The organism is Mesorhizobium sp. M1D.F.Ca.ET.043.01.1.1 (genome assembly GCF_003952385.1).
In the GTDB taxonomy this organism is placed as follows: domain Bacteria; phylum Pseudomonadota; class Alphaproteobacteria; order Rhizobiales; family Rhizobiaceae; genus Mesorhizobium.
This window is the reverse complement of the sequence record NZ_CP034444.1, coordinates 3,204,766-3,228,374: the sequence shown is the minus strand read 5'-3', so window position 1 is coordinate 3,228,374 and position 23,609 is coordinate 3,204,766. Positions and strand designations below refer to the sequence as shown.

Below are 23,609 nucleotides of genomic sequence, written 5' to 3'. Positions count from 1 at the left end.
GATGCGAATTTCCATCCCGATATCGGCCTTCGTCGCGGCGATCGTCGGCTTCGGCGGCACGCTGGCCATCGTCATTGCCGCCGCCAAGGCGATAGGCGCCACCCAGATCGAGACCGCGAGCGGGGTCACGGCGATCTGCCTGGCCATGGCCGTCGAATGCCTGTGGCTGTCCTGGCGCACCAGGATGCCGGTCATCACCGCCTGGTCGACGCCCGGCCTGGCGCTGATCGCCGCCTCCAGCGGCTTCACCATGCCGCAAGCCGTCGGCGCCTTCATTGTTACCGGCGTCCTGTTGATCGCCACCGGCCTGTTCAAGCCGCTGACCCGGCTGATCGCCATGATTCCCGCCTCGGTGGCTTCCGGCATGCTGGCCGGCATCCTGGTCGGCTTCGGCATCAATGCGGTGAAGGCCATTCCGACCGATCCCTGGCTGATCCTGCCGCTGATCGCCGCTTTCTTCGTCATCCGGCTGTTCAACCCGGCGGTGTCGGTGCTGGTGGTGCTGATCGGCGGCGGCCTTGCCGCCTTCCTCACCGGCCGCGTCGGCGGCCTGCCGGCGCCGGAACTGTCGACGCTGACGCTGATTGCGCCGCAGTTCAGCGCCTCGGCAATCGTCGGCCTGGCCCTGCCGCTCTACCTCGTCACCATGGCCTCGCAGAACCTGTCCGGCCTCGCCGTGCTGAAGGCGGCAGGCTACCATCCCGAACCCGGCCCGCTGATCGGCGTCACCGGCTTTTTTTCGCTGCTTTCGGCGCCGTTCGGCGCTTCGACCACCAATCTGGCGGCGATCTCGGCCGCCATCTGCACCGGCCCGGATGTCCATCCCGACCCCGGCGAGCGCTGGAAGACCGGCCCGTTCTATGCGCTCGCCTACCTGGTCTTCGCCATCTTCGGCGCCTCGCTGGTGGCGATCTTCGCCGTCCTGCCGCAGAGCCTGATCGTGCTGGTCGCCGGCCTGGCGCTGATGGCGCCTTTAGCCAACGCGCTGTCGATTGCGCTCCACGACACGGGCGAGCGCATGCCGGCCACCGTCACCTTCGCGGTAACGGCCTCGGGGCTCACGCTCTTCGGCGTCGGCGCGGCGTTTTGGGGGCTAGTTGCCGGAATGGCCGTGCTTTTCCTCGAAAAGCTCAAAAAGCGATAATCATTTCAGCGGTTTCGCCGGTTTTGGGCGGCTTTGCCTTGAATCGCCGATTTCGCCTTCCCATTTCGATTCCACGCAGCCGGTTTGGCTGTTTCCAACGGAAGGATTGGGAGAAAATGAACACAACCGCATTGATCCGTCCGGCCTGGACGCCGGCGACCATCGCGCTGATGGTGATCGGCTTCATGGTGTTCTGGCCGCTCGGCTTCGCCATGCTCGCCTACATCATCTGGGGCGACCGGCTCGACGGCTTCAAGCGTGACGTCAACCGCGCCACCGACGGCATCTTCGCCGGCTGCCGCCGCAGCTCCGACAAAGCTGCCCGCTGGGGCCATGGCTCGTCCCGCACCGGCAACGTCGCTTTCGACGACTGGCGCGAGAAGGAGCTGGAGCGCCTCGCCGAGGAGCGCCGCAAGCTTGACGAAATGCTGAACGAGTTCGACGAGTATGCCCGCGAGCTGCGCCGCGCCAAGGATCAGGAAGAGTTCGACCGCTTCATGGCTGAACGCAACAAGCGGACTGCGCCGACCGCCACGAACGATACGGCCGGAAAGACTGCCCCAAATCACGACAAGGGTACCAACCTGCTTGACGACTGAGGCTAGGCGACAGGCCCCGGTATGATATGCGGCGTCGCGCAAGCGGCGCCGTTTCTTTTTTGTTCTCTTTGTGGCTTCCCTCCTCTGGCCGTTTTCCTCGAATCGCGTATCGTCCAGCCATGTCCATCGGCTTCTTTCGCAACCTGACCAAGCCCAAGCCCGCTCCCGTCGTGGAGCGCGAGCACTGCGTCGCCGGCCGCACGCTGCCGCTCAAGATCGTCGAGAGCGCCAGGGCCCGGCGGCTGACGCTGCGCATCGATTCGGGCGGCCAGGGCCTGCGCATCACCGTGCCGCCCGGCTTGCGCCGCGGCGAGGTGGAGAAGTTCCTCGACCGTCATCAGGACTGGCTGGAGCAGCGCCTGGCCAAGGTGCCGACGCGCCCGCAGGTCAGGCCCGGCATCAAGGTCCCGATTCGCGGCGTGCCGCATCGCATCGTCCATGAGCCGGCGAAACGCGGCACCGTCACCATCGCGCGCGATGATCGCGGCCCGCTGCTGATCGTCCATGGCGAGCGCGTGCACCTGCCGCGCCGAATCGCCGACTACCTGAAACGCGAGGCCAAGCGCGAGATCGAGAAGCTGGTGGTCAAGCACACCGAAGCGATCGGCAAGCGCGCCAAGGCGATCCGGTACAAGGATACCTCCAGCCGCTGGGGATCATGCACCTCGGAGGGCAATCTCTCCTTCTCGTGGCGCATCATGATGGCGCCGCCGCCGGTGATAAACTACCTGGTGGCGCATGAGGTCGCGCATCTGAAGGAGATGAACCACGGCCCGAAATTCTGGAAGCTGTGCGAAAAGCTCTGTCCCGACACCGAGCGTTGCAAGGACTGGCTGAAGCGCAACGGCGGCGCCCTGCAGGCGATCGTGTTCGAGTAGGCGGTGAAGCTGCGGCGGGCGATAGGATGCTCAATCATCGTTCGCCGCGTTGAGCTCCTCCGGCCGCAACCCTTCCTCGCTCGGATGCGGCCAGGGCAGGAAATTGCTGTCGAAGGCATCGCTGCCGAAATAGTCGAGCGCCCGGTGCGCCTCGGCGCCGTTGAAGTCGGACTTCGCCATCAGATGGACGATCACCTCGCGCGCCTGCGCGATCTTCTGCCTGAGTTCGGCGACGGTCTGGTCGGCCATGGTCGTCTGCTCCCGCCTGCATTGCCTTAGATTCAAGTTAGCGCTTTCTGATCGCCCGGCAACAGCATGCTTTTTCTCGACTCTTCGGCCGTTTCGTGCCAATCCCGCGCCATGACGCTCGACATCAAGATCTGCGGGTTGAAGACCGATGCCGCGATGTCCGCCGCCCTTGCCGGCGGCGCCAGCCATGTCGGCTTCATCTTCTTCGCCAAAAGCCCGCGCTTCATCGAACCTGCGGACGCCGGTCGGCTGCGCCAGGCGGCAACCGGAAAGGCCAAGGCGGTCGCCGTCACCGTCGATGCCGACGATGCCTTCCTGGACGAGATCGTCGCCAAAATGCGCCCCGACATGCTGCAGCTGCATGGATCCGAAACCCCCGCGCGGGTGGCGGAGCTGAAGGCGCGCTACGGCCTGCCGGTCATGAAGGTGCTGTCGGTCAGCGAAGCGGCCGATCTCGAACGGATCAAACCCTATATCGGCATCGCCGACCGCCTGATGTTCGACGCCAAGCCGCCCAAGGGGTCGCAATTGCCGGGCGGCAACGGCGTCGCCTTCGACTGGCGCATCCTTGCCGGCCTTGACGCCGGCCTCGATTACATGCTTTCCGGAGGGCTCAACGCCGCCAATGTCGGCGATGCCCTGAGACTGGCCAATCCGCCCGCGATAGACATCTCGTCGGGCGTGGAAAGCGCTTCGGGCGTCAAGGATCCGGCGCTGATCGAGCAGTTTTTCCGGGCCGTCAGGGCCGCGCGCGACGATCGCGCCGCCTGAACAACTCAAAGGCCAATATTTAGGAGATCGGCGATGAACAAGCCGGCCATGCCCAATTCCTTCCGAACCGGGCCCGACGAGCAGGGCATGTTCGGCATTTTCGGCGGCCGCTTCGTCGCCGAGACGCTGATGCCGCTGATCCTCGATCTCGAAGAGCAGTGGAACAAGGCCAAGAACGATCCGGAGTTCAAGGCCGAGCTGCAGAACCTGTCCACCCACTATGCCGGGCGGCCCTCGAAACTCTATTTCGCCGAAGGCCTGACGAAACATCTCGGCGGCGCCAAGGTCTACTTCAAGCGCGAGGACCTGAACCACACCGGCTCGCACAAGATCAACAACTGCCTCGGCCAGATCCTGCTCGCCAAGCGCATGGGCAAGAAGCGCATCATCGCCGAGACCGGCGCCGGCCAGCACGGCGTCGCCTCGGCGACCGTGGCGGCCCGCTTCGGCTATCCTTGCGTCGTCTACATGGGCGCCACCGACGTCGCCCGCCAGAGCCCCAACGTCTTCCGCATGAAGCTGCTCGGTGCCGAGGTGCGGCCGGTCACCGCCGGCCACGGCACGCTGAAGGATGCAATGAACGAGGCCCTGCGCGACTGGGTCACCAATGTCGAGGATACCTATTACCTGATCGGCACCGCCGCCGGCCCGCATCCCTATCCGGAACTGGTGCGCGAGTTCCAGTCGGTGATCGGCACGGAAGCCCGCGCCCAGATACTGGAGCAGGAAGGCCGGCTGCCGGACGTCCTCATCGCCGCCGTCGGCGGCGGCTCCAACGCCATCGGCCTGTTCCATCCCTTCCTCGACGACAGCCAGGTCCGCATCATCGGCATCGAGGCCGGCGGCCGCGGCCTCGACGGCGTCGAGCACTGCGCCTCGATGAATGCCGGCAAGCCAGGCGTGCTGCACGGCAACCGCACCTATCTGTTGCAGAATTCGGACGGCCAGATCCTCGACGGTCATTCGATCTCGGCCGGCCTCGATTATCCTGGTGTCGGGCCCGAGCATTCCTGGCTGCGCGACACGGGCCGCGTCCAGTATGAGCCGATCCTCGACGACGAGGCGCTGGAAGCCTTCCAGCTGACCACCCGCGTCGAAGGCATCATCCCGGCGCTGGAATCGGCGCACGCCATCGCGCATGCGATGAAGATCGTGCCGTCAATGGACAAGGATCAGATCGTCATCGTCAACCTGTCTGGCCGCGGCGACAAGGACGTGCACACGGTGGCCAAGATGCTGGGCATGGAGATCTGACAATGACCACCCGCATCGACCGCCGCATGGCGAAATTGAAGTCCGAAGGCCGCCCGGCTCTCGTCACCTACATCATGGGCGGCGATCCTGATTACGATACCTCGCTGTCCATCATGAAGGCACTGCCCACCTCGGGCGCCGACGTCATTGAGCTCGGCATGCCCTTCTCCGATCCGATGGCCGACGGCCCGGCCATCCAGGCGGCGGGTCTCAGGGCGCTGAAAGGCGGCCAGACGCTGGTCAAGACGTTGAAGATGGCGTCCGAATTCCGCGCCGGCGACGACGAGACGCCGATCGTTTTGATGGGCTACTACAATCCGATCTACATCTACGGCGTCGATCGCTTCCTCGTCGATGCCAAGGCGAGCGGCATCGACGGCCTGATCGTCGTCGACCTGCCGCCCGAGATGGACGAGGAGCTTTGCATCCCGGCGCTGAAGGCCGGCATCAACTTCATCCGCCTGGCGACGCCGACCACCGACGACAAGCGCCTGCCCAAGGTTTTGGAGAACACCTCCGGCTTCGTCTATTACGTCTCGATGACCGGCATCACCGGCTCCGCCCTTGCCGACACTGCCAAGGTTGCGGCGGCGGTCAAGCGCATCAAGGGCCACACCGCGCTGCCGGTCTGCGTCGGCTTCGGCGTCAAGACCGCCGAGCAGGCGCGGGTGATCGGCGCCTCGGCCGACGGCGTCGTCGTCGGAACCGCCATCGTCAACGCGGTCGCCAATGTGCTCGGACCCAAGGGCGAGAAGACCGCCGATCCGGCCGAAGCCGTCGCCACGCTGGTCAGCGGCCTTGCCCAGGGCGTCCGTACGGCCCGCCTTGCTGCCGCCGAATAGTTTTCCTACCTCTTCGTCAGGACAGGAGCCGAAGCGATGAACTGGATCACGAACTACGTTCGCCCGAAGATCAATTCGATGCTCGGCCGGCGCACCGACATGCCGGAAAACCTCTGGATCAAGGATCCCGAGACCGGCGAGATGATCTTCCACAAGGATCTCGAATCCAACCAGTTCGTCATCCCGTCCTCCGGCCATCACATGAAGATCTCGGCCAAGGAGCGGCTGAAATACTTCTTCGACGACGGCAAATACGAGACGCTGGAAAACCCCAAGGTCGTCCAGGACCCGCTGAAGTTCCGTGACGAGAAGCGCTACACTGACCGCCTGAAGGAGGCGAAGGCCAAGACCGGCCTCGAAGATGCGATCCTCAACGCCGCCGGCACCATCGATGGCCTGCCGGTCATCGTCACCGTGCAGGATTTCGCCTTCATGGGCGGCTCGCTCGGCATGGCGGCGGGCGATGCCATCGTGCATGCTTTCGAGGTTGCCCTGCAGCGCAGGCGCCCGCTGATCCTGTTTGCTGCCTCCGGCGGCGCCCGCATGCAGGAAGGCATCCTGTCGCTGATGCAGTTGCCGCGCACCACGGTGGGCGTCGACCGGCTGAAGGAAGCCGGCCTGCCCTACATCGTCGTGCTCACCAACCCGACCACCGGCGGCGTCACCGCGTCCTACGCCATGCTGGGCGACGTCCACATTGCCGAGCCCGGCGCGCTGATCGGCTTTGCCGGGCCGCGCGTCATCGAGCAGACCATCCGCGAGAAGCTGCCCGACGGCTTCCAGCGCGCCGAGTATCTGATGGAGCACGGCATGGTCGACATGGTGGTCTCGCGTCTGGAGATGCGCCAGACCATCGCGCGGCTGCTGAGGATGCTGCTCAAGGTGCCGGCCGCCGAGAAGCCGGTGGAGCCTGAGATCCTGCCGCCGGCGCTGCCCCAGCCGGAAGCGCGGCCGCACGCCTGACGCGACATCGTTCGCTGCGAACCGCGATTGCGCGCCAGCCGCGGTGCGCAGTAGCTACTAGATGGCGCATGATCCTTTCCGAAAACCGATTTCCGGTTTTCGGGGTCATGCGCTAGGATTCCGCCATGACAACGCTCGCCGCCGACCGCGAAATCGAACATCTGATGACGCTCCACCCGAAAGGCTTCGACCTTTCGCTGGACCGCATCACCCGCCTGCTAGAGCGTCTTGGCGATCCGCAGGACCGGCTGCCGCCGGTCATCCATATCGCCGGCACCAACGGCAAGGGCTCCTGCGCCGCCTTCGCGCGCGCGCTGCTGGAGGCGGCCGGCCACCTTGTCCACGTGCACACCTCGCCGCATCTGGTGAACTGGCACGAGCGCTACCGGCTGGCGGCCGAGGGCGGCGGCAAGCTGGTCGACGATCAGGTCTTTGCCGAGGCGATCGCGCGCGTGGCGAAGGCCAATGGAGGCCAGAAGATCACCGTCTTCGAGATACTGACCGCCGTCACGTTCATTTTGTTTTCCGAGCATTCGGCCGAAGCCGCGATCATCGAGGTCGGTCTCGGCGGCCGGTTCGATGCCACCAATGTCATCGGGCGGCCCGCTGTCTCGGTGATCATGCCGATATCGATGGATCATGAAGCCTATCTCGGCGATCGCGTCGAACTGATCGCCGCTGAAAAGGCCGGCATCATGAAGCGCGGCTGCCCGGTGGTGATCGGCGCGCAGGAAAGCGAGACGGCGCTCGAGGTGCTGATCGAGACCGCCGAGCGGCTCGACTGCCCGACCGTCGTCTACGGCCAGGATTTCCTGGCCTTCGAGGAAAATGGCCGCCTGGTCTATCAGGACGAGGACGGCCTGATGGACCTGCCGCTGCCGCGCCTGCCGGGGCGGCACCAGTTCGCCAATGCCGCCGCGGCGATCGCCGCGGTCAAGGCGGCCGGCTTCGAGATCGGTCACCGCGCCGCCGAAAAGGCGATGGCCAAAGTCGCCTGGCCGGCCCGGATGCAGAAATTGTCGCAGGGCAGCCTGGTGGACCTGGCGCCCAAGGGCGCCGAGATCTGGCTCGACGGCGGCCACAATCCAGGCGCCGGCGTCGTCATCGCCGAGGCGTTGGCCGAGCAGGAGGAAAGGAACCCGCGGCCGCTGATCCTCATCTCCGGCATGATCAACACCAAGGACCAGACCGGCTATTTCAGCGCCTTCAAGGGGCTCGCCCGGCATGTCTACACCGTGCCGGTGAGTACGAGCGATGCCGGCGTGCCGAACGACGAGCTGGCGCTGCGCGCCACCGAGGCCGGCCTGTCCGCCGAGCCGGTCGGCTCGGTCGCCAACGCGCTGATGCTGTTGCGCGACAGCTGGGACGGCCCGGCGCCGCGCATCCTGATCGGCGGCTCGCTCTATTTCGCCGGCGCGGTGCTGGACGAGAACGGCACGCCGCCGACTTAAGCAATTCCAGGAAAAGTGCGTAGCGGTTTTCCGTCCGGAATTGCGCAAACAAAAACAGCAATTCCAGGAAAAGTGCGTAGCGGTTTTCCGTCCGGAATTGCGCAACGTGACAAAACAACTCAGGAAAAGAGCCTGGGACATTTCGGCGGGGGCCGAAAGGAACCGGTCGTGATCAGAGTGAAACAACTCGCCCATGTCTGCATCTTCGCGCACGACCTGGAGGCGACGCGCAGCTTCTACCGCGACGTGCTCGGCATGGACACGCGGTTCAGCTTCCTGCGCGACGGCAAGGTCTTCGGCTTCTATCTCGATTGCGGCGGCCGCAGCCATGTCGAGGTGTTCGAGAAAATCGAGGCCAGCTACAGCGGGATGAACCAGATCAACCACTTGTGCCTGGAGGTGGAGGATATCGAGGCGGCAATCGCCCATATCCGGTCGAAAGGCTTCGATGTGACGCCGAAGAAGCTCGCCTGCGACGACACTTTTCAAGCCTGGATCACCGACCCGAACGGCGTGCGGATCGAGCTGTTCGAATATACCGCCAAAAGCGCGCAATTCGCCGGGGGCGACCGCGTCGCCGACTGGTGACGGCGTTTACTTCAGCTCGATTTCGATGAACGCGTATTCGCCGTCATTCGCGTTGATGACGTCGTGCTCGACGCCTTCCCTGCGGAAATAGGGCGCGCCTTTCTTCATCTCGGCGAAGGTGGTGCCGTCCTTGGTCACCAGCTTCACCTTGCCGTCCATCAGCGGCACGACGACATAATCGTGGCCGTGGCGGTGCCAGCCGGTGTTGGCGCCGGGCGCGAAGCGGTATTCGGTGACGATGACCCGCTCATTGTCGACGAAGACTGTGGCCTTGGCTGTTCCGGTCATGAACTCCTCCTTTTCTTGTAAGAGAGGAGATGGCAGGTCTCGGCGTCAGGGCCAGAGCGCCGTCAGCGATGGCGCCAAGAAGGTCAGGAAAAAGCCCGGCACGATGGCCGGGCTCATCAGTCGAATCTTTGGCTTGGCTCAGGCGAGGCTGCCGTTGATCCAGTGCGACAGCGCGGTCTTCGGCGCCGCGCCCACCTTCATGTCGGCCACTTCGCCGCCCTTGAAGATCATCAGCGTCGGGATCGAGCGCACGCCATACTGCGCGGCCAACTCGGGGTTCTCGTCGATGTTGAGCTTGGCGACCTTGACCTTGGAGCCCAGCTCGTTGGCGATCTCTTCCAGCGACGGGCCGATCATCTTGCACGGGCCGCACCATTCCGCCCAGAAATCCACCACGACCGGCTCCTTGGCGTTGAGCACATCGGCCTGGAAATTGCCCTTGTCAACCTTGACGGTGGCCATGCTGAAATCCTTTCGAAAACTCGGGTTGCACCAAATGTGGTGGTTGTGGCGGCGATCTTCAAGCAGTTCTTGTGTCACGCTCCCGTGAGTCGGGCAAGGGCATCGTCCATGGCCTTTGCCGGCAGCTCGATCAGGCGTGGCGCCTCGGTGAAGAGCAGTGCAGCCGACACCTCGCGGCCGGGATAGAGCGGCTTGAGCAGCGCGCGGTAGAGCGCGAGCTGCAGCACGTAAGCCGGCGGCACCTCGGCCAGGCTCGCGGGCGCCGGCCGGTTGGTCTTGTAGTCGACGATCGAGACTTTTTCCGGCGTGACGGCCAGCCGGTCGATCTTGCCGGAGATGGAGCGCAGCGTGCCTTTCACGTCCAGGCTGCCCATGACCGCGACCTCGGCCCGCGAGGACGGCGAGAACAGCGCGCCGAAGCGGCTGTCGGACAGGATCGAAAGCACCGCTTCCAACGCCTTGTCGCGCTCCTCGGCCGGCCAATCGGCGCCGGCGCGCGCCAGATAGCGTTCCGCGGCGTTAGGCCTTTCATCCTCGCCGATGCCGGGCAGCATCTGCAGCAATTTGTGCAGGGCCAGCCCGCGCATCACGGCAAAGCCGGGCTCGGCCACGGCGTCGAGCACCGGCGAGCGTGTGTCGGGCAAGCTTTGCGTCGTCTCCTCGATCAGCGCCGAGGCGCCGGAGGGCGACAGCGGTCGCGGCAGCTCCTCATAAGGCGGCACAGGCCGGAACAGGCCGTCCGGCAGCGGCGCCGCGTGATCGAATGGCGTTGTCTCGTCGGCCCGCGCGAAAGCCACCGGCGGCAGCTTGGTCATGTGGAAGCGATGCACGGCCACCTCGGCCGCCGCCGGGTGCCGGCGCTCTGCGCTTTCGGGCGCACCCAGCAGCGCCCGGCTGACGATCGAATGCCAGGTTCCGGTGCTCGGCGCCCGCTTGCCGTGATAGCCGCAGACGATCAGCCGGTCCTCGGCGCGCGTCATGCCGACATAGAGCAGCCGCCGGTATTCGTCGTCGGCAAGCTCGCGCGCCCGCGCCGAGGCCGCCCGCGAAACCCCATTGGCGACGTCGCTGGCCGAGCGCCAGAGATAGCCCTTGCCCTTCCACTCAGCGCCCGAGCCTTCGAAGGCCATCAGCCGCGGCAGATGCTGGTCGCTGAACGGCGCCGAGCCGCCATCGACCAGGAAAACGACAGGCGCTTCCAGGCCTTTCGCGGCATGCACGGTCATGACGCGCACCTCGTCGCGGGTCTGGTCCATCTCGCGCTTGATCTCGGGGCCCGCGTTTTCGAGCGTCGAGAGGAAGGATTCCAGCCCCGGCAGGCCGGTGCGCTCCTCGGCCAGGCAGAAGCTCAGGAATTCGTCGAGAATGTCGCCGGCTTCCGGCCCGAGCCGGGCCGTCATCCTGCGCCGCAGGCCATCGCGCGAAAGCGCCGCGGCATAGAACTCGAACACCGGCTTGAAGGCGACCTCGTTCGCCCAGGCGTCGAGGCGGCTGACGATAGCGGCAAGGGCCTCGTCTCCGACAGCATTCTGCCTCAGCGAGGCGATCAGCGACTGGCCTTTCGGTCTCTCGCCGGCGAGCGCAAGCAAGGTCTCTTCCGAAACCTCGAAGATCGGGCTGCGCAGCACCGCGGCCAGGGACAGGTCGTCCTCCGGCTGGATCAGGAAATGGCCAAGCGCGATCAGGTCCTGCACGGCGATATGGCCGGGCAGCCTCAGCCTGTCGGCGCCGGCGACCGGGATCTGCCGGTTCTTGAGGCTGCGCGACAACGCGTGCACGAAGCGGTCGCGCTTGCGCACCAGGACAAGGATGTCGCCGGCGGTCAGCTTCCGGCCCTTGCCCTCGATGATTTCGCCATTGCGCAGCCAGTTCTGGATGGTCGTTGCCACATGCTCCGCCACGCGCACGGCGGGCGCGCTGGCATGGTTGACCGGCAAGGTCCAGTCGTCCGGCTCCTCGACCATTTCGGCGCCGATCGAAGGCCACAGCTCGACATAGCCCGGCGCGTCGTTGCGGATCGCCTTGTGGCTGAGCGGATCGGGATCGTGGCTGATGCCGCGCCGCACAGCAGGCTCGGCAAAGACGCGGTCGACGGCGGCCAGCACGTCGTCGCTGGAGCGGAACGACCAGGTAAGCTTCAGGTCGGCGAAGGCGGCTTCGGCGTCGCGCACCCGGCCGGCAAACAAAAGCCGGCTCTCGGCAAAGGAATCCGGCGCCGCGCCCTGGAAGGAATAGATCGACTGCTTTTCGTCGCCGACGGCGAATACCGTGCGCTTGACCGCTTCGCGCTGCCCGAGCCCGGCAAAGAACTCTTCCGTCAGCTTCTTCACCACCTCCCACTGGTCGGGGCTGGTGTCCTGCGCCTCGTCGAGCAGGATGTGGTCGATGCCCTGGTCGAGCTTGAACTGCACCCAGGGGCCGGCATCGGGCCGAGACAAAAGACTGACCGTGCGGGTGATCAGGTCGTTGAAGTCGAGGAAGCCGCGGCTTCGCTTCAGCTGCTCGTAGCGGGCGATCAGCCAGCCGGCGACGGTGAGCGCGGCGGCCGTGCCTTCGAGCATGCGGAACAGCGCCAGCCGGTCCGACACGTCGAGGATCGCCTTGGCCGCCGTCAGGTAGCGCTCGGGCAGGTCGGGCAGCCGGTCGACCAGGGCCTTCTTGAAGATCTTCGGCGGATCGTAGGGGTCGCCGTCGGAGCGCAGAAACCCCTTGGCAAGCAGGCCCAGCCGCCGGATCGGGTCGGCCTCGGCAAAGGCGCCCTGCGCGTAAGGCAGCACGTTGTTCAGCACCTGCCGTGCGTCGGCGGCTTCAGCGGCGCGCGCGAACTCGGCGAACTGGCCGGGCGCAAAGCCCGGCAGCGGCCAGACGGAAGCGGCGATGTCCTCGGCCGTCTGCCCAGGCCTGAAGCCGAATTCGGCAAATAGCGGCCGGAAATCACGGCCCTTGCCGATCTTGGCGATGAAGCCGCGCAATTCGTCGCGCTTGCCGACGATCTCGGAAAGCAGCATGTCGAGCCCGAATTCGCCGCCGCGCTCCAGCACCGTTGCAAAGGCTCCCGCCAGACCCTCGACGCCGGCGCCCGCGCCCGAAATCATGTCGCGGCGGGCATCGGCGAACAGCGAGGCCTCCATCTGCGGATCGAGCATCTCGAAATGCGCCGGGATGTTGGCCTCGAGCGGAAACTGGTGCAGCACCGATTCGCAGAAGGCGTGGATGGTCTGGATTTTCAGCCCGCCCGGCGTCTCAAGCGCCTCGGCGAACAATCGGCGCGCGCGCCGCATGGTGTTGCGGTCGGCGCCGCGCCCGTCGAGCGCCGCGATCCGCGACGCAAGCTCAGGATCGGGCAGGGCGGTCCATTCCGACAGCGTCGAGAACACCCGGTTCGACATGTTGGCCGCGGCGGCGCGCGTATAGGTCAGGCACAGGATCTTCGATGGATCGGTGCCGTTGAGCAGAAGCCGGATGACGCGCTGCGCCAGCACATGCGTCTTGCCCGAGCCGGCATTGGCCGAAACCCAGGCGGAATTTTGCGGGTCGGAGGCCCGTGCCTGGCTGGCGGCGGTATCGGAGGGGATCGGATATTTCATCCTTCCGCCTCGTCCTCGCTTGCGCCGCCGGCCGACCATTCGAGCACACGGGCGAGATGGTCGTAATCGCCATCGGCCTCGCCCTCGCGGAAAGGCAGCGCGCGAGACAGATAGCCCGTCTGCGGGTCGGCATAGTGTAAGAGCAATCGCTCCAGCCGCGCCCAGGCCTCCTCGGCAAGCTCGTTGGCGGTCTTCGGCTTGCGGTTGTATTCGAGGATCGATTCCTCGAACACCTCGCCGTTCGGCTTCAGCCGCACGAAGGCAAGCTGCGAAGGTTCGCAGATGCCGAGCTCCTTGAAGGCGCCGCGCCGCAGCAGCGCGCCCTCGAGCGCGAGTTGCGGCGACAGAAGCGTGTGCGCCTGCGCCTTCGAGGGCGAGGAGCCGGTCTTATAATCGAGGATGTCGGCCATGCCGCCTGCCAGCAGGTCGACGCGGTCGGCATAGCCGGAGAGCGTGACGCCGGTGCGGCCGACGACGGTCCTTTCGGCGCGCTCCTCGGCATGGCGTCTGGCGACGGCGTCGGCGCGGGTATGCTCCCATTCGATGATGTTTTCGGCGAGCTTTTGGAAGCGCGGCCACCACACCGCCTCGATGTCTGGCGGAAGCGCTGCTGCGGCAAATGCGATACGCCCGGCTTCGATGAGGCTCGCCAGTGCGCCCGGCGCCCTTGGATCCTCCACCCGCCGTGAGAACAGATGCAGGATTTCGTGGAACAGTGTGCCACGTTCGGCAGCGCCCGGGTCGCGGATCACCGGGTCGAGCGGCATCAGGCCGAGAATGCGCCGGGCATAGATCGCATAGGGGTCGCGGCGCAGCGTCTCGATCTCGGTGACCGAGAAATGCTGCGGCCGCAGGTGCAGCGGCGGCTTCGGCTGCGGGCGGGCCGCGAAATCCTTCCTTTCGCCGGCGTCGAGCGCCCGTGCCCAGGCAAGCAGCGTGTCGCCGCGCCGGCCAAGCACCGTCGCCTGGTCCCTGCCGATGAAGGTGAGGATGCGCTGCAGCCAGCGCGACGGCACCGCCGGCGCGTCGCCGGATCGCGCCGAGCGCGTCAGCAGCACCGTTTCAGTGCCCATCGCCATCTGGAAGTCATGTGCGGCAAGGCCGATGCGCCGCTCGGGCGGTTCAAGGTCGATGCCGGTCTTCATCAGCCGCGACATGAAGCGGTCGCTCTCGGGCTTGCGCGGCCACACGCCTTCGTTGAGCCCGCCGATGACGAGCGTGTCGACGTTCTGCAATCGGGCTTCCAGCGCGCCCCAGATGGCGATGTTGCGGTCGGCGCCTTGCGCCGGCTTGACCGTTTCCGGCGCGATCAGCGCTTCCATCACGTCCGGCCATTCGCTCGCCGCGAGGGCGAAAGGCGAGGATGCCGCGACCAGCCCGCGCAGCAGCGCGGCGAGTTTCTCGCCCGCGTCGCCGGCATAGAGGTCGGTCAGGTTGCCGTCGGCCGCGCGGCCAAGGCCTTCCAGTGCCACGACGCTCGCCCGCGTCAGCGTCGCGATGCCGGCATGCTGCTCGCCGCGCACGGTCGTGAGCGGCGAGAGCGCGTCGGTAAGACGGCTAAGCACGTCCCGCGCCTGCTCGATGCCGCGCACGGTAAGGCGCGGGAACCAGAATGGCGGACGGCTCTCGCCACTGAGACCGGCGAGCCGCGTCTCGAAAAGCTCGCCCAGCGACGCGATGTCCGGCCGGCCGGTGCCGCCGCGCAAGGCAACCAGCTCTATCAGCTCGGCCGCCTTGCGGACGATCCGGCGTTCGAGGCCGAAGCCAAGCAGCGGATGCTTGAGCAGCGACAGCAGACCTACCGGATCGCCGGGCCGGAACGCGGCGTTGAGCGCCAGCCGGAGCAGGCTGGCCGCCGGCGTATTGCTGAGCGGCGCGCCGCCGGAATCATCGGCAACGACCCCAAAGCGCAGCAGTTCCGCCGAGACGCGTCGCGCCAGCGCCCGATCGCCGGTGACGAGCGCCGCGCGCCTGCCCGGCGCTTCGACCGCGCGCTTCAGCGCGATCGCGATCGCCACCGCTTCGTCGCGTTCGTTGGCCGCTTCCACCAGCGTTACGCCGGCCAGCGCCCGCTCGACGTCGTTTGCCGCGAAACGTGGCCGCGTCTCGGTCCAGCGCTCGGTGGTCTCGGCCGGCCGCAGCGCCTCGCCGACAAGAGCCGCGCGCAGCGCAAGATGCGGGGCGGCGGCGCCGATCGCCTCGACATCGCGGCGCTGGACGCGCATGCCGCCAATCAGCTTTGCGAGACCGTATTGCGGGTGGCCGAGCGTTGCCGGCCGCGCGCCGGGCGCCGTAATGGCCGAAAAGGACGCATCGTCCAACTCGCGGTCGAGCCCGGGCAGCACGACGGCGCCATTGGGCAGGCCGGCGATCACGGCGAGCAGCTCGGCGGTCGCGGGAATCGAGCCGGTCGAACCGGCGGCTATCACCGGTCCGCCCGGCGGATTGTGCTTCAGCCGCGCTGCTTCCAGCCGGATCAGCGCGCTGCGATGCGCGGCCGGATTGGATCGGTTGCGTTCTTCAAGCAGCCGCGGCCAGTTGTCGGTGACGATGCCGAGGAAATCGAGCGTCACCTGCCACCAGCCGGCGAGGTTGCCGGTCACAAGCGTGGCGAGCTTGGCCCAGTCCGTGCCTTCGGTTTCGATCTCGTCCATCAGCCGGGCAAGATCGCGCGAAAGCCAGATGGCGTCGGCGGCCGAGGTCGGCACGACGAATTCCTCGTTGAAGCGTGCTGCGACATGCGCCGGCAGGCTTTCCTTCCAGGCACGCACCAGAGGCGCCAGCAGCAATAGCCGCTCCTGCGCGGCGATCGGCGGCGCAAGATCGATTGCCGGTGCCGTCTCGGCATCGAAGGCCGCCTCGTCCTCGTCGAACTCGCCGAGCGGCCGTACCGTCGGCAGGATAGCCGAGCGCTGACCAAGCATATCGACGAAGACACCGCGCAGCGCGCGCGCCGCGCGCCGCGTCGGCACGTAGATGGTGGCGTCGGTGAGCGCCAGCGGATCGCCGTCGAAGCGGAAGCCGGGGATCAGGCGGCCGTCGAGCAAGGCCTCCGCCAGCGTCGGCAGGAACGGCGCTCCGGGCGGGATGGAGAAGACGCGGCGCGAGCCGCTCATACCGCTTTCGCGAGGACGTCGGCGACCGCCGCTTCCGCCGCCGGAATGGCGTCGGGCGTGCCGACGGTGATCCAGCGGCCTCTCATCGCCATCCCGAACAGGCGCCCGGCGGCGATTGCCCTGTCGAAATAGACGTTGAGCGAATGCGAACCCGTCGGCGCGTCCTTGAAGATGCGCGGATGGACGATTGCCGCGCCGGCATAGATCAGGCCGGCTGGATCCCCCTTCGAGCGCCGCAACGCGCCGTCCGAAGCCACCAGGAAATCGGTGCCGACGCAATGCCCGGTCGCTGAGTCGAGATCGGTGAGCATCAGCAGAATATCCATTCTGGCGGCGTCCCATGCAAGGGCAAGCCGCTCGAGGCTTGGCTCACCACTGTCGATCCAGAAGGTGTCGGCATTGATGATGTAGAAGGGCTCACTGCCCAAAAGCGGCAGCGCCTTGACGATGCCGCCCGCCGATTCCAGCAGGGCCTCGCGCTCATCGGAGATGACGATCCGCGGCGCCGGGCGAGCGGCGACATGGGCGATGATCTGCTCCGGCAGATAATGCACGTTGACGACCGCCTCGCTGACCCCGGCGGCTTCCAGGCTGTCCAGCCCCCAGTCGAGCAAGGTCTTGCCGGCGATCTTCACCAGCGGCTTCGGTATCGTGTCGGTGATCGGCCGCATGCGCTTGCCGAGGCCGGCCGCAAGCACCATCGCGGTCTTCGGCGTCATGGCGAGCGTTCCTCGAGAAGGCCGTGGGCCATGTAGAATTCCTTCAAATGGCCAAGCGCCGGATGCGCCAGCGCCCGCCTCAGATAGTCGCGGATGCGCGGCAGGTGTTTCAGATAGTAAGGCTTGCCGTCGCGCTTTTCGAGCCGCACGAAGATGCCGAGGATCTTCGAACTGCGCTGCGCCGCCATGATCGCGTAGGCCTCGGCGAAGGCCGCTTCGTCGAAGGCGCCCGCGGCGCGCCGCGCCGCCACATAGGCCGCGACCGTCCGCCGCTCGATCGCGGGCGAAACGGTGACGCGCGCATCCATTGCAAGCGAGGCGACGTCGTAAGCCGCCGGGCCGATCAGCGCGTCCTGGACGTCGACGATGCCGAGCCGGCCGGGGCCGGAGCGCTCGCCGCGCCAGATGATGTTGGGCGAATGGAAGTCGCGCAGCATCAGCGTGTATTCGCCGCCCGAGAGTCGATCGAGCAGTGCGTTCCACTGCTTGTGGTAGCCGGCGCGCAGTGCATCGCTTGCCGGCTTGCCCGAAATCCACGGCACATACCAGTCGACCAGAAGGTCGGCCTCGATCAGCATGGCGTCGCGGTCGAAGGGCGGCACATCGTGGAACACGCCGGGCGCGGCCTCCATGCGGCTCGGCCACGCCTTGCCGTGCATCATGGCGAGCAGCTCAGCCGCTGCCTCGTAGCGTTCGACGATGGGCTCGCCGTCGCCGCCCAAAAATCCTTCCGAGCCGAGATGCTCGAGCAGCAAAAAGCCCTGGTCGAGATCCTGCGCATGGATCACCGGCACGCTGACGCCGGCGGCAAGCAGCGCCCGGTCGATAGCGACGAAGGCGGTGACGGATTGGGCCGTGTGGGCGATCACCGCATAGGGCTTGCCGTCGCGCACCGGCGGGCCGAGCACCAGGCGCGGCGAGTTCATCAGCACGCGCGGCGCCTGGACGGGCAGCGAGACGATCTCGTAGGAGCGGGCCGACGCATCGCCGACGAAATGACGGCGGCTCGCCTCGCCCCAGCCGGCGGCGGCCAGGAAATCGCGCATTGCCAGCGAGCGCGCCACGCGCTCGAATGCCGCTCCCTGCCCGGACAGTTTCGCGATCCGGCCTTCGCCATGTTCGGCGAGTTCGACCCAAAGCGCATTCTGCGGCAGCCGGTCCCCGGCCCGTTCCGGCCATTCGATCAGCGCCGCGCCTTGCACCAGCGCGTCGTCGAGGCCGAGCTCGTCGAGCTCGTCCGGCGAGGACAGGCGGTAGAGATCGAAATGATGGACCGGGACCCGCGTCTCGTAGCTCTGCACCAGCGTGAAGGTCGGGCTCGGCACTTCGAGGCTGGCGTCATCGGCAAGCGCCCGGATCAGGGCACGGGCCAAGGTCGACTTGCCGGCGCCGAGATCGCCTTTGAGCGCAATCGCGTCGCCGGCGCGCAGAGCCATGGCGAGGTCTTCGCCAAGCCTTGCCGTCGCCGCCTCGTCGGCGAGAAAACGTTCCAGAACAGTCTCTGCCAAAGCGCGTTACTCGGCCGCTTCGCGGATGCCGCCGGAGGGCGTGTCGGGGAAGGTGCAGATGACCGTCGTGCCCTTGTCCATGCCGGTTTCGATGCGCACCGTTCCGCCATGCAATTCGACGAAGCTCTTGACGATCGACAGCCCCAGCCCGGCGCCGCGCCGGCGGCCGCCATTGGCGCGCGGCTCGAAGCGGCGGAAGACCGATTCCAGCACGTCCGGCGGCATGCCGGGCCCGTCGTCATGGACTGAGAATTCGACCCCTTCCGCAAGCTGGCGGCAGGCGAGCGTGATCGTGCTCGCCTCCGGCGCGTAGTTCGCGGCATTGCTCAAGAGATTGTAGAGGATCTGGCGGACACGGATCTCGTCGCCGTGGAAGCTCTTTGGCGCCGCCGCCGCGTCGACCCGGAGCTTGATCCGGTGCTCCTCCAGGCGGTCGGCGACCAGCTCGGCCGCAGCCGCGATGGTCCTGTCGATGCTCATCTCTGAAATGTCGAGCTGCATGATGCCGGCGTCAACCGTCGCCAGGTCCAGTATGTCGTTGACGATGGTGAGCAGCACCGAGGACGACGAGCCGACATGCTCGACATATTCGCGCTGCTTCGGCGTCAGCGGTCCGGTAGCGGGCAGCGACAACAGCTCGGTGAAGCCGATGATGTTGGTCAGCGGCGAGCGCAGTTCATAGGAGACGTGCTGCACGAACTCGTTCTTCAACTGATCGGACTTCTCCAGCGCCTCGTTCCTGTCCTTCAGCGCCCGCTCGACATTGACGGTGTCGGTGACGTCGACGAAGGTCATCATCACCTGCCCGTTGGGCAGGTGGATCACGGCATAGCTCAGCACCGTGCCGTTGACGAGCTCGGTCTGGCCGTGGCGGTCGCGGCGCTCGTCGTCGAAGCCGGTGATGGCGGCGGCGAAGCCGCCCCACGGACTTTCCGCCGCGCGCCGGTCGCAAAGGTCGCGGATCGCCGAGACATGCACGTTCGGCTTGATCGCGTCCGGCGTCAGCCCCCACAGCGCTATGAAGGCGGGGTTGGACAGGCGAAGCCGTCCGTCCGGGCCGAACACCGCAACGCCTTCCGCCAGATTGTCCAGCGTCTCGCCCTGCACGCGCACCGCCGTCTGGTAGCGGCTTTCGAGGTCCATCTTCTCGGTCAGGTTCTCGAACACCCAGGTGACGCCGCCCTTGGGCTGCGGGTTGGCCACCACGCGGATCGTCTTGCCGTCCGGCAGGTGCCACCAGTGCTCCTGCGATTCGACGGCGCGATAGGCGCCGAGCAGGTTTTCCTTCCAGCGCCGCCATTCCGGCTGCTCGGCGATCTTGCCTTCGCTGCGCAGCCGGTCGAGCAGCAGCGCATTGGAGGGGGCGCTGTGCAGGAAGCCGCCGTCCAGGCCCCACAGTTTCTGGAACGCCTGGTTGAAGAAGCGCAGGTTCTCGTCCGTATCGAAGATCGCCACAGCCGTGTTGAGCTGGTCCAGCGTGTCGGCATGGCTGCGCACGGTGCGCTCATATTCGGCGCGGATCGTCTCGATGGCGCTGATGTCGCAGGCGAGCCCCGCCGAGCCGTCGGCGCTGGCGAAGTCGGTGACCGAAAACATGTGGCGATCGCCTTCGATCACCGTCGACAAAGTCTGCTCGAAGACGGGGCGCGACTTGTGCTGCTCGGCGATCTGCTCGCGCGCCTGTCCGCCGAGGAACTCCTTGGCCTCGCGCACGGCCGCCTCCGCGCTTTCCGCTTCCACCGCCTCGGCATAGGCCCGGTTGACCCATTTCAGCCGCCCGTCGGCCGCGCGCAGCCATGTCGGCATCTTCAGCGCGTCGAGCAGGCCGAGCAAGGTGTCGTAGTCGGCGCCGAGCCGCTGGTTCTCGATCTTCAGCCGGGCCTGGCTGCGCAGGGTTTCCGACAGCGAGATGAAGCGGACCAGCACGTGCATGGCGCTCTTGCGGCCATGCACCTCGAGCGGCATGCCCGCCTGCGTCTCGATGACCAGGTCGAAGGCCTTCGCCTGGTCGCGCAGCGCCGCTATGGCGTTCTCGAGCGCCGCGGCGGAGCGCGGCATCAGCCAGCGGCCGAAGGCGAGAAAGGCGGACCGATCGTCCGGCGCGCCGCTTTCGAGCGGCAGGCTGCCGATCAGCTCCGGCTTCTTGTTCTCGGCACTCCACACGACGACACGCTGGTCGCGCAAATTGAGCAGCGCCTCGGAGCGCTGCAGGGCCGCGTTCACGTCGGCGATACGCGCCCTGAGCTGGACGTTTTGCGACGCCGTCCGCGCCCGCTCGCGGATCAGGAAGATGGCGGAGACGAGCGCCGCCCCCATGACGCCGGCAAACATGGCAAGCTGCATCACCTCGACCGTGCCGACCGCCGGTGCCGCCTGCGCGATGCCGGTGTCGGCACGCGCGGCAAGGACAAGCAATGGGCCGGCAAGCGTGGCGGCGGCAAGAAGCGAGCCGAGGCGGGCGCCGGCGCGCCACGGCAGACCGCCGCCCGTCGCGGCGGAGCCGGTCGTGATCGAATCCTCGTGGCCGCCGGAAACGGCCTTTCCCGCGCGTGGCGGGTTATCCCCCGGCATGTCTTGGTCCTCTTTCGCCGCTTGAATGCAAGACCGCCCTGAATGCGTTCCGGCCCTTACGTCCCCGGACCGCGAATCACAACAATAACGCCTGCTGGAATCGGCGTGAAGAATCACCGGCGCAAAAAATGAAGCCGGGCGGAATGTCAACACCCGGCTTCAATATATTGTAGGAAACTTCGCTTTGGTTAATAGCGGTAGTGTTCCGGCTTGTACGGACCCTGCGGCGTCACGCCGATATAGGCGGCCTGCTCGCCCGATAGCGCGGTGAGTTTGGCGCCAAGCTTGTCGAGATGCAGCCGCGCCACCTTCTCGTCGAGGTGCTTGGGCAGCACATAGACCTGGTTCTGGTACCGGCCGTGCTTGGTGAAGAGCTCGATCTGCGCCAGCACCTGGTTGGTGAACGAGGCCGACATGACGAAGCTCGGATGCCCGGTGGCGTTGCCGAGGTTGAGCAGCCGGCCTTCGGACAGAAGGATCATCCGCTTGCCGTCCGGGAAGGTGATCATGTCCACCTGCGGCTTGACGTTGGTCCATTTCAGGTTGCGCAGCGACGCCACCTGGATCTCGTTGTCGAAGTGGCCGATATTGCCGACGATCACCATGTCCTTCATCGCCCGCATGTGGTCGAGCGTGACGACGTCCTTATTGCCGGTGGTGGTGATGACGATGTCGGCGGTGGGGGCCGCGTCTTCCAGCGTCACCACCTCATAGCCGTCCATCGCCGCCTGCAGCGCGCAGATCGGGTCGACCTCGGTCACCTTGACGCGGGCGCCGGCGCCGCGCAGCGAAGCCGACGAGCCCTTGCCGACGTCGCCGTAGCCGCAGACCACCGCGACCTTGCCGGCCATCATGGTGTCGGTGCCGCGGCGGATGCCGTCGACCAGCGATTCCTTGCAGCCATATTTGTTGTCGAACTTCGACTTGGTGACGGAATCGTTGACATTGATCGCCGGGAAGGGCAGCAGGCCCTTCTTCTGCAGCTGGTAGAGCCGGTTGACGCCGGTGGTGGTCTCCTCGGTGACGCCGCGGATCGCTTCCTTCTGCTTGGCGAAGAAGCCGGGCGAGGCCTTCATGCGCTTCTTGATCTGGGCGAACAGGATCTCCTCCTCTTCGCTGCCGGGATTGGACAGCACGTCCTCGCCGGCCTCGGCGCGGGCGCCGAGCAAGATGTACATGGTGGCGTCGCCGCCGTCGTCGAGGATCATGTTGGAGGTGCCGCCGTCGGCCCACTGGAAGATCCGGTCGGTGTAGTCCCAATAGTCCTCGAGCGACTCGCCCTTGATGGCGAACACCGGAATGCCGGCCTCGGCGATCGCCGCGGCGGCATGGTCCTGGGTCGAGAAGATGTTGCAGGAGGCCCAGCGGATGTCGGCGCCCAGCGCCTTCAGAGTCTCGATCAGCACCGCCGTCTGGATCGTCATATGCAGCGAGCCGGTGATGCGCGCGCCCTTGAGCGGCTTCCTGTCGCCGAATTCCTCGCGGCAGGCCATCAGGCCCGGCATTTCGGTTTCGGCGATCTCGATCTCCTTGCGGCCCCAGCCGGCAAGCGAGATGTCGGCGACCACATAGTCCTTGCTACCCGTCATGGCAGTGCTCCGGTGTGATTGTCTTCGAAAGCGCGCCGGCGCCGGGACGGCGCATGGAGGGCGCGGATTTGCCGGCCTGACTAGCAGATCGGCCGCCAAACGACAATGGGATATAAAGAAATCTTTATTCGTGCATGTCTTTCGTAGCGCGGTTCATGTCGCCCAAAACTGTGTTGCGGTTTTGGGACAACGGCATGCACCGAAACAAAAGTCAGATTTCCTCGCCGAAGCGCGAGGCGACCAGCTGCTCCAGCGCGTCCATCGCCGGGCCCGCTTGCGGGCCGGTGGCGGTGACGCGGATCGAATAGCCGGGGCTTGCCGCCAGCATCATCAGGCCCATGATCGAGGTGCCGCCGACCTTCACGCCGTCCTTCTCGACATGGATGGTGGCGTCGAAGCCGCTGGCGACCTGGACGAACTTGGCCGAGGCGCGGGCATGCAGGCCGCGCTGGTTGACGATCGGGAATTCTCGCACCACCTCGTCCTTTTCCGGCGCATGGGCGTTCATTTGCTGCTCAGAAGCTGGCTGGCGACGTTGATGTACTTGCGTCCCGCGGCCTGCGCCTCGTCGAGCGCGGCGGCCATGTTGTCGCCCTTGCGGACCGAGGAGAGCTTGATCAGCATCGGCAGGTTCATGCCGGCGATCACCTCGGTGCGGCCCGATTCCATCACCGAGATGGCGAGGTTGGACGGCGTGCCGCCGAACATGTCGGTAAGCACGATGACGCCGGCGCCGCTGTCGACGCGCGCCACCGCGTCGACGATGTCGGCGCGGCGCTTCTCCATGTCGTCGTCGGCGCCGATCGCGACCGTTTCGAAATTGTCTTGTGGCCCCACCACATGTTCTACGGCATGCCGGAACTCGGTGGCGAGTTGACCGTGCGTCACGAGCACGAGTCCGATCATTCTTTGGTGGCTCCCGTCATCGCCGCTTTACAGGCGTATCTTATGTTCGCCGGCCATTCCAGGCGGCGGGAGCGCTATCTTGTCGACGCACGGCCGGTTGACAAGCCCAAAATTGCGACGGCCT

Annotated in this window: 20 protein-coding genes; 9 read left to right on the top strand and 11 right to left on the bottom strand. The window is 66.3% G+C overall.

All coding sequences use genetic code 11. The annotated features are described in order from the left end of the window. Window position 1: 1 nt before the first annotated feature. The 3 genes from EJ067_RS15645 to EJ067_RS15635 all read left to right on the top strand — a co-directional run bounded on the left by EJ067_RS15645 (window position 2) and on the right by EJ067_RS15635 (window position 2,621). A complete protein-coding gene (locus tag EJ067_RS15645; RefSeq protein WP_126086547.1) occupies window positions 2-1,144 on the top strand; it encodes a benzoate/H(+) symporter BenE family transporter in 1,143 nt (380 codons plus the stop codon). A gap of 116 nt (window positions 1,145-1,260) precedes the next feature. Continuing rightward, the gene (locus tag EJ067_RS15640) at window positions 1,261-1,743 is read left to right on the top strand and encodes a DUF2852 domain-containing protein (protein WP_126086546.1); all 483 of its coding nucleotides are present in this window, start codon (window positions 1,261-1,263) and stop codon (window positions 1,741-1,743) included. 119 nt (window positions 1,744-1,862) lie between these two features. Next, entirely contained in the window at window positions 1,863-2,621 is a 759-nt protein-coding gene (locus EJ067_RS15635) for a M48 family metallopeptidase (RefSeq protein ID WP_126086545.1), read from the top strand. Between the two features lie 30 nt (window positions 2,622-2,651). Here the strand turns inward: EJ067_RS15635 and EJ067_RS15630 are convergent, their stop codons facing one another. Beyond that, entirely contained in the window at window positions 2,652-2,870 is a 219-nt protein-coding gene (locus EJ067_RS15630) for a hypothetical protein (protein ID WP_126086544.1), read from the bottom strand. 111 nt (window positions 2,871-2,981) lie between these two features. Between EJ067_RS15630 and EJ067_RS15625 the strand changes: the two genes are divergently transcribed. The 6 genes from EJ067_RS15625 (at window position 2,982) to EJ067_RS15600 (ending at window position 8,739) form a co-directional block, all read left to right on the top strand. Further along, window positions 2,982-3,641 carry a phosphoribosylanthranilate isomerase gene (locus EJ067_RS15625; protein WP_126089630.1) on the top strand — a complete coding sequence of 220 codons (660 nt, stop codon included), beginning with the start codon at window positions 2,982-2,984 and terminating at the stop codon, window positions 3,639-3,641. Between the two features lie 33 nt (window positions 3,642-3,674). Beyond that, on the top strand, window positions 3,675-4,895 hold the full coding sequence (gene trpB / locus EJ067_RS15620; protein WP_126086543.1) for a tryptophan synthase subunit beta: 1,221 nt from the start codon (window positions 3,675-3,677) through the stop codon (window positions 4,893-4,895). 2 nt (window positions 4,896-4,897) lie between these two features. Next, entirely contained in the window at window positions 4,898-5,737 is an 840-nt protein-coding gene (gene trpA / locus EJ067_RS15615; RefSeq protein ID WP_126086542.1) for a tryptophan synthase subunit alpha, read from the top strand. Window positions 5,738-5,773: 36 nt separating this feature from the next. Continuing rightward, window positions 5,774-6,700 (top strand): acetyl-CoA carboxylase, carboxyltransferase subunit beta, encoded by a 927-nt coding sequence (gene accD, locus EJ067_RS15610; protein WP_126086541.1) that lies wholly within the window; start codon window positions 5,774-5,776, stop codon window positions 6,698-6,700. 125 nt (window positions 6,701-6,825) lie between these two features. Next, on the top strand, window positions 6,826-8,151 hold the full coding sequence (locus EJ067_RS15605; protein WP_126086540.1) for a folylpolyglutamate synthase/dihydrofolate synthase family protein: 1,326 nt from the start codon (window positions 6,826-6,828) through the stop codon (window positions 8,149-8,151). A gap of 168 nt (window positions 8,152-8,319) precedes the next feature. Beyond that, window positions 8,320-8,739 (top strand): VOC family protein, encoded by a 420-nt coding sequence (locus EJ067_RS15600; RefSeq protein WP_126086539.1) that lies wholly within the window; start codon window positions 8,320-8,322, stop codon window positions 8,737-8,739. 6 nt (window positions 8,740-8,745) lie between these two features. Here the strand turns inward: EJ067_RS15600 and EJ067_RS15595 are convergent, their stop codons facing one another. From EJ067_RS15595 to EJ067_RS15550, 10 genes are all read right to left on the bottom strand, one after another. Next, on the bottom strand, window positions 8,746-9,027 hold the full coding sequence (locus EJ067_RS15595; RefSeq protein ID WP_126086538.1) for a cupin domain-containing protein: 282 nt from the start codon (window positions 9,025-9,027) through the stop codon (window positions 8,746-8,748). Window positions 9,028-9,165: 138 nt separating this feature from the next. After that, complete coding sequence (gene trxA, locus EJ067_RS15590; RefSeq protein ID WP_126086537.1) at window positions 9,166-9,489, bottom strand: thioredoxin; 324 nt, start codon at window positions 9,487-9,489, stop codon at window positions 9,166-9,168. A 74-nt stretch (window positions 9,490-9,563) separates the two neighbouring features. Next, on the bottom strand, window positions 9,564-13,076 hold the full coding sequence (gene addA / locus EJ067_RS15585; RefSeq protein ID WP_126086536.1) for a double-strand break repair helicase AddA: 3,513 nt from the start codon (window positions 13,074-13,076) through the stop codon (window positions 9,564-9,566). Beyond that, the gene (addB, locus tag EJ067_RS15580) at window positions 13,073-16,192 is read right to left on the bottom strand and encodes a double-strand break repair protein AddB (protein WP_126086535.1); all 3,120 of its coding nucleotides are present in this window, start codon (window positions 16,190-16,192) and stop codon (window positions 13,073-13,075) included. The genes addA and addB overlap by 4 nt, the downstream gene beginning before the upstream one ends. Beyond that, window positions 16,189-16,911 carry a nucleotidyltransferase family protein gene (locus EJ067_RS15575; protein WP_126086534.1) on the bottom strand — a complete coding sequence of 241 codons (723 nt, stop codon included), beginning with the start codon at window positions 16,909-16,911 and terminating at the stop codon, window positions 16,189-16,191. Before EJ067_RS15575 ends, addB begins: the two co-directional genes overlap by 4 nt. Then, on the bottom strand, window positions 16,908-18,419 hold the full coding sequence (tsaE, locus tag EJ067_RS15570; RefSeq protein WP_126086533.1) for a tRNA (adenosine(37)-N6)-threonylcarbamoyltransferase complex ATPase subunit type 1 TsaE: 1,512 nt from the start codon (window positions 18,417-18,419) through the stop codon (window positions 16,908-16,910). Before tsaE ends, EJ067_RS15575 begins: the two co-directional genes overlap by 4 nt. Before the next feature lie 6 nt (window positions 18,420-18,425). After that, window positions 18,426-20,990: a PAS domain-containing sensor histidine kinase gene (locus tag EJ067_RS15565; protein ID WP_126086532.1), complete on the bottom strand. Its 2,565-nt coding sequence runs from the start codon at window positions 20,988-20,990 to the stop codon at window positions 18,426-18,428. Between the two features lie 188 nt (window positions 20,991-21,178). Then, on the bottom strand, window positions 21,179-22,579 hold the full coding sequence (gene ahcY / locus EJ067_RS15560; RefSeq protein WP_126086531.1) for an adenosylhomocysteinase: 1,401 nt from the start codon (window positions 22,577-22,579) through the stop codon (window positions 21,179-21,181). A 211-nt stretch (window positions 22,580-22,790) separates the two neighbouring features. Continuing rightward, the gene (locus EJ067_RS15555; RefSeq protein WP_067323867.1) at window positions 22,791-23,087 is read right to left on the bottom strand and encodes an HPr family phosphocarrier protein; all 297 of its coding nucleotides are present in this window, start codon (window positions 23,085-23,087) and stop codon (window positions 22,791-22,793) included. Beyond that, window positions 23,084-23,485 (bottom strand): PTS sugar transporter subunit IIA, encoded by a 402-nt coding sequence (locus EJ067_RS15550; protein WP_126086530.1) that lies wholly within the window; start codon window positions 23,483-23,485, stop codon window positions 23,084-23,086. The genes EJ067_RS15555 and EJ067_RS15550 overlap by 4 nt, the downstream gene beginning before the upstream one ends. Window positions 23,486-23,609: the final 124 nt, after the last annotated feature.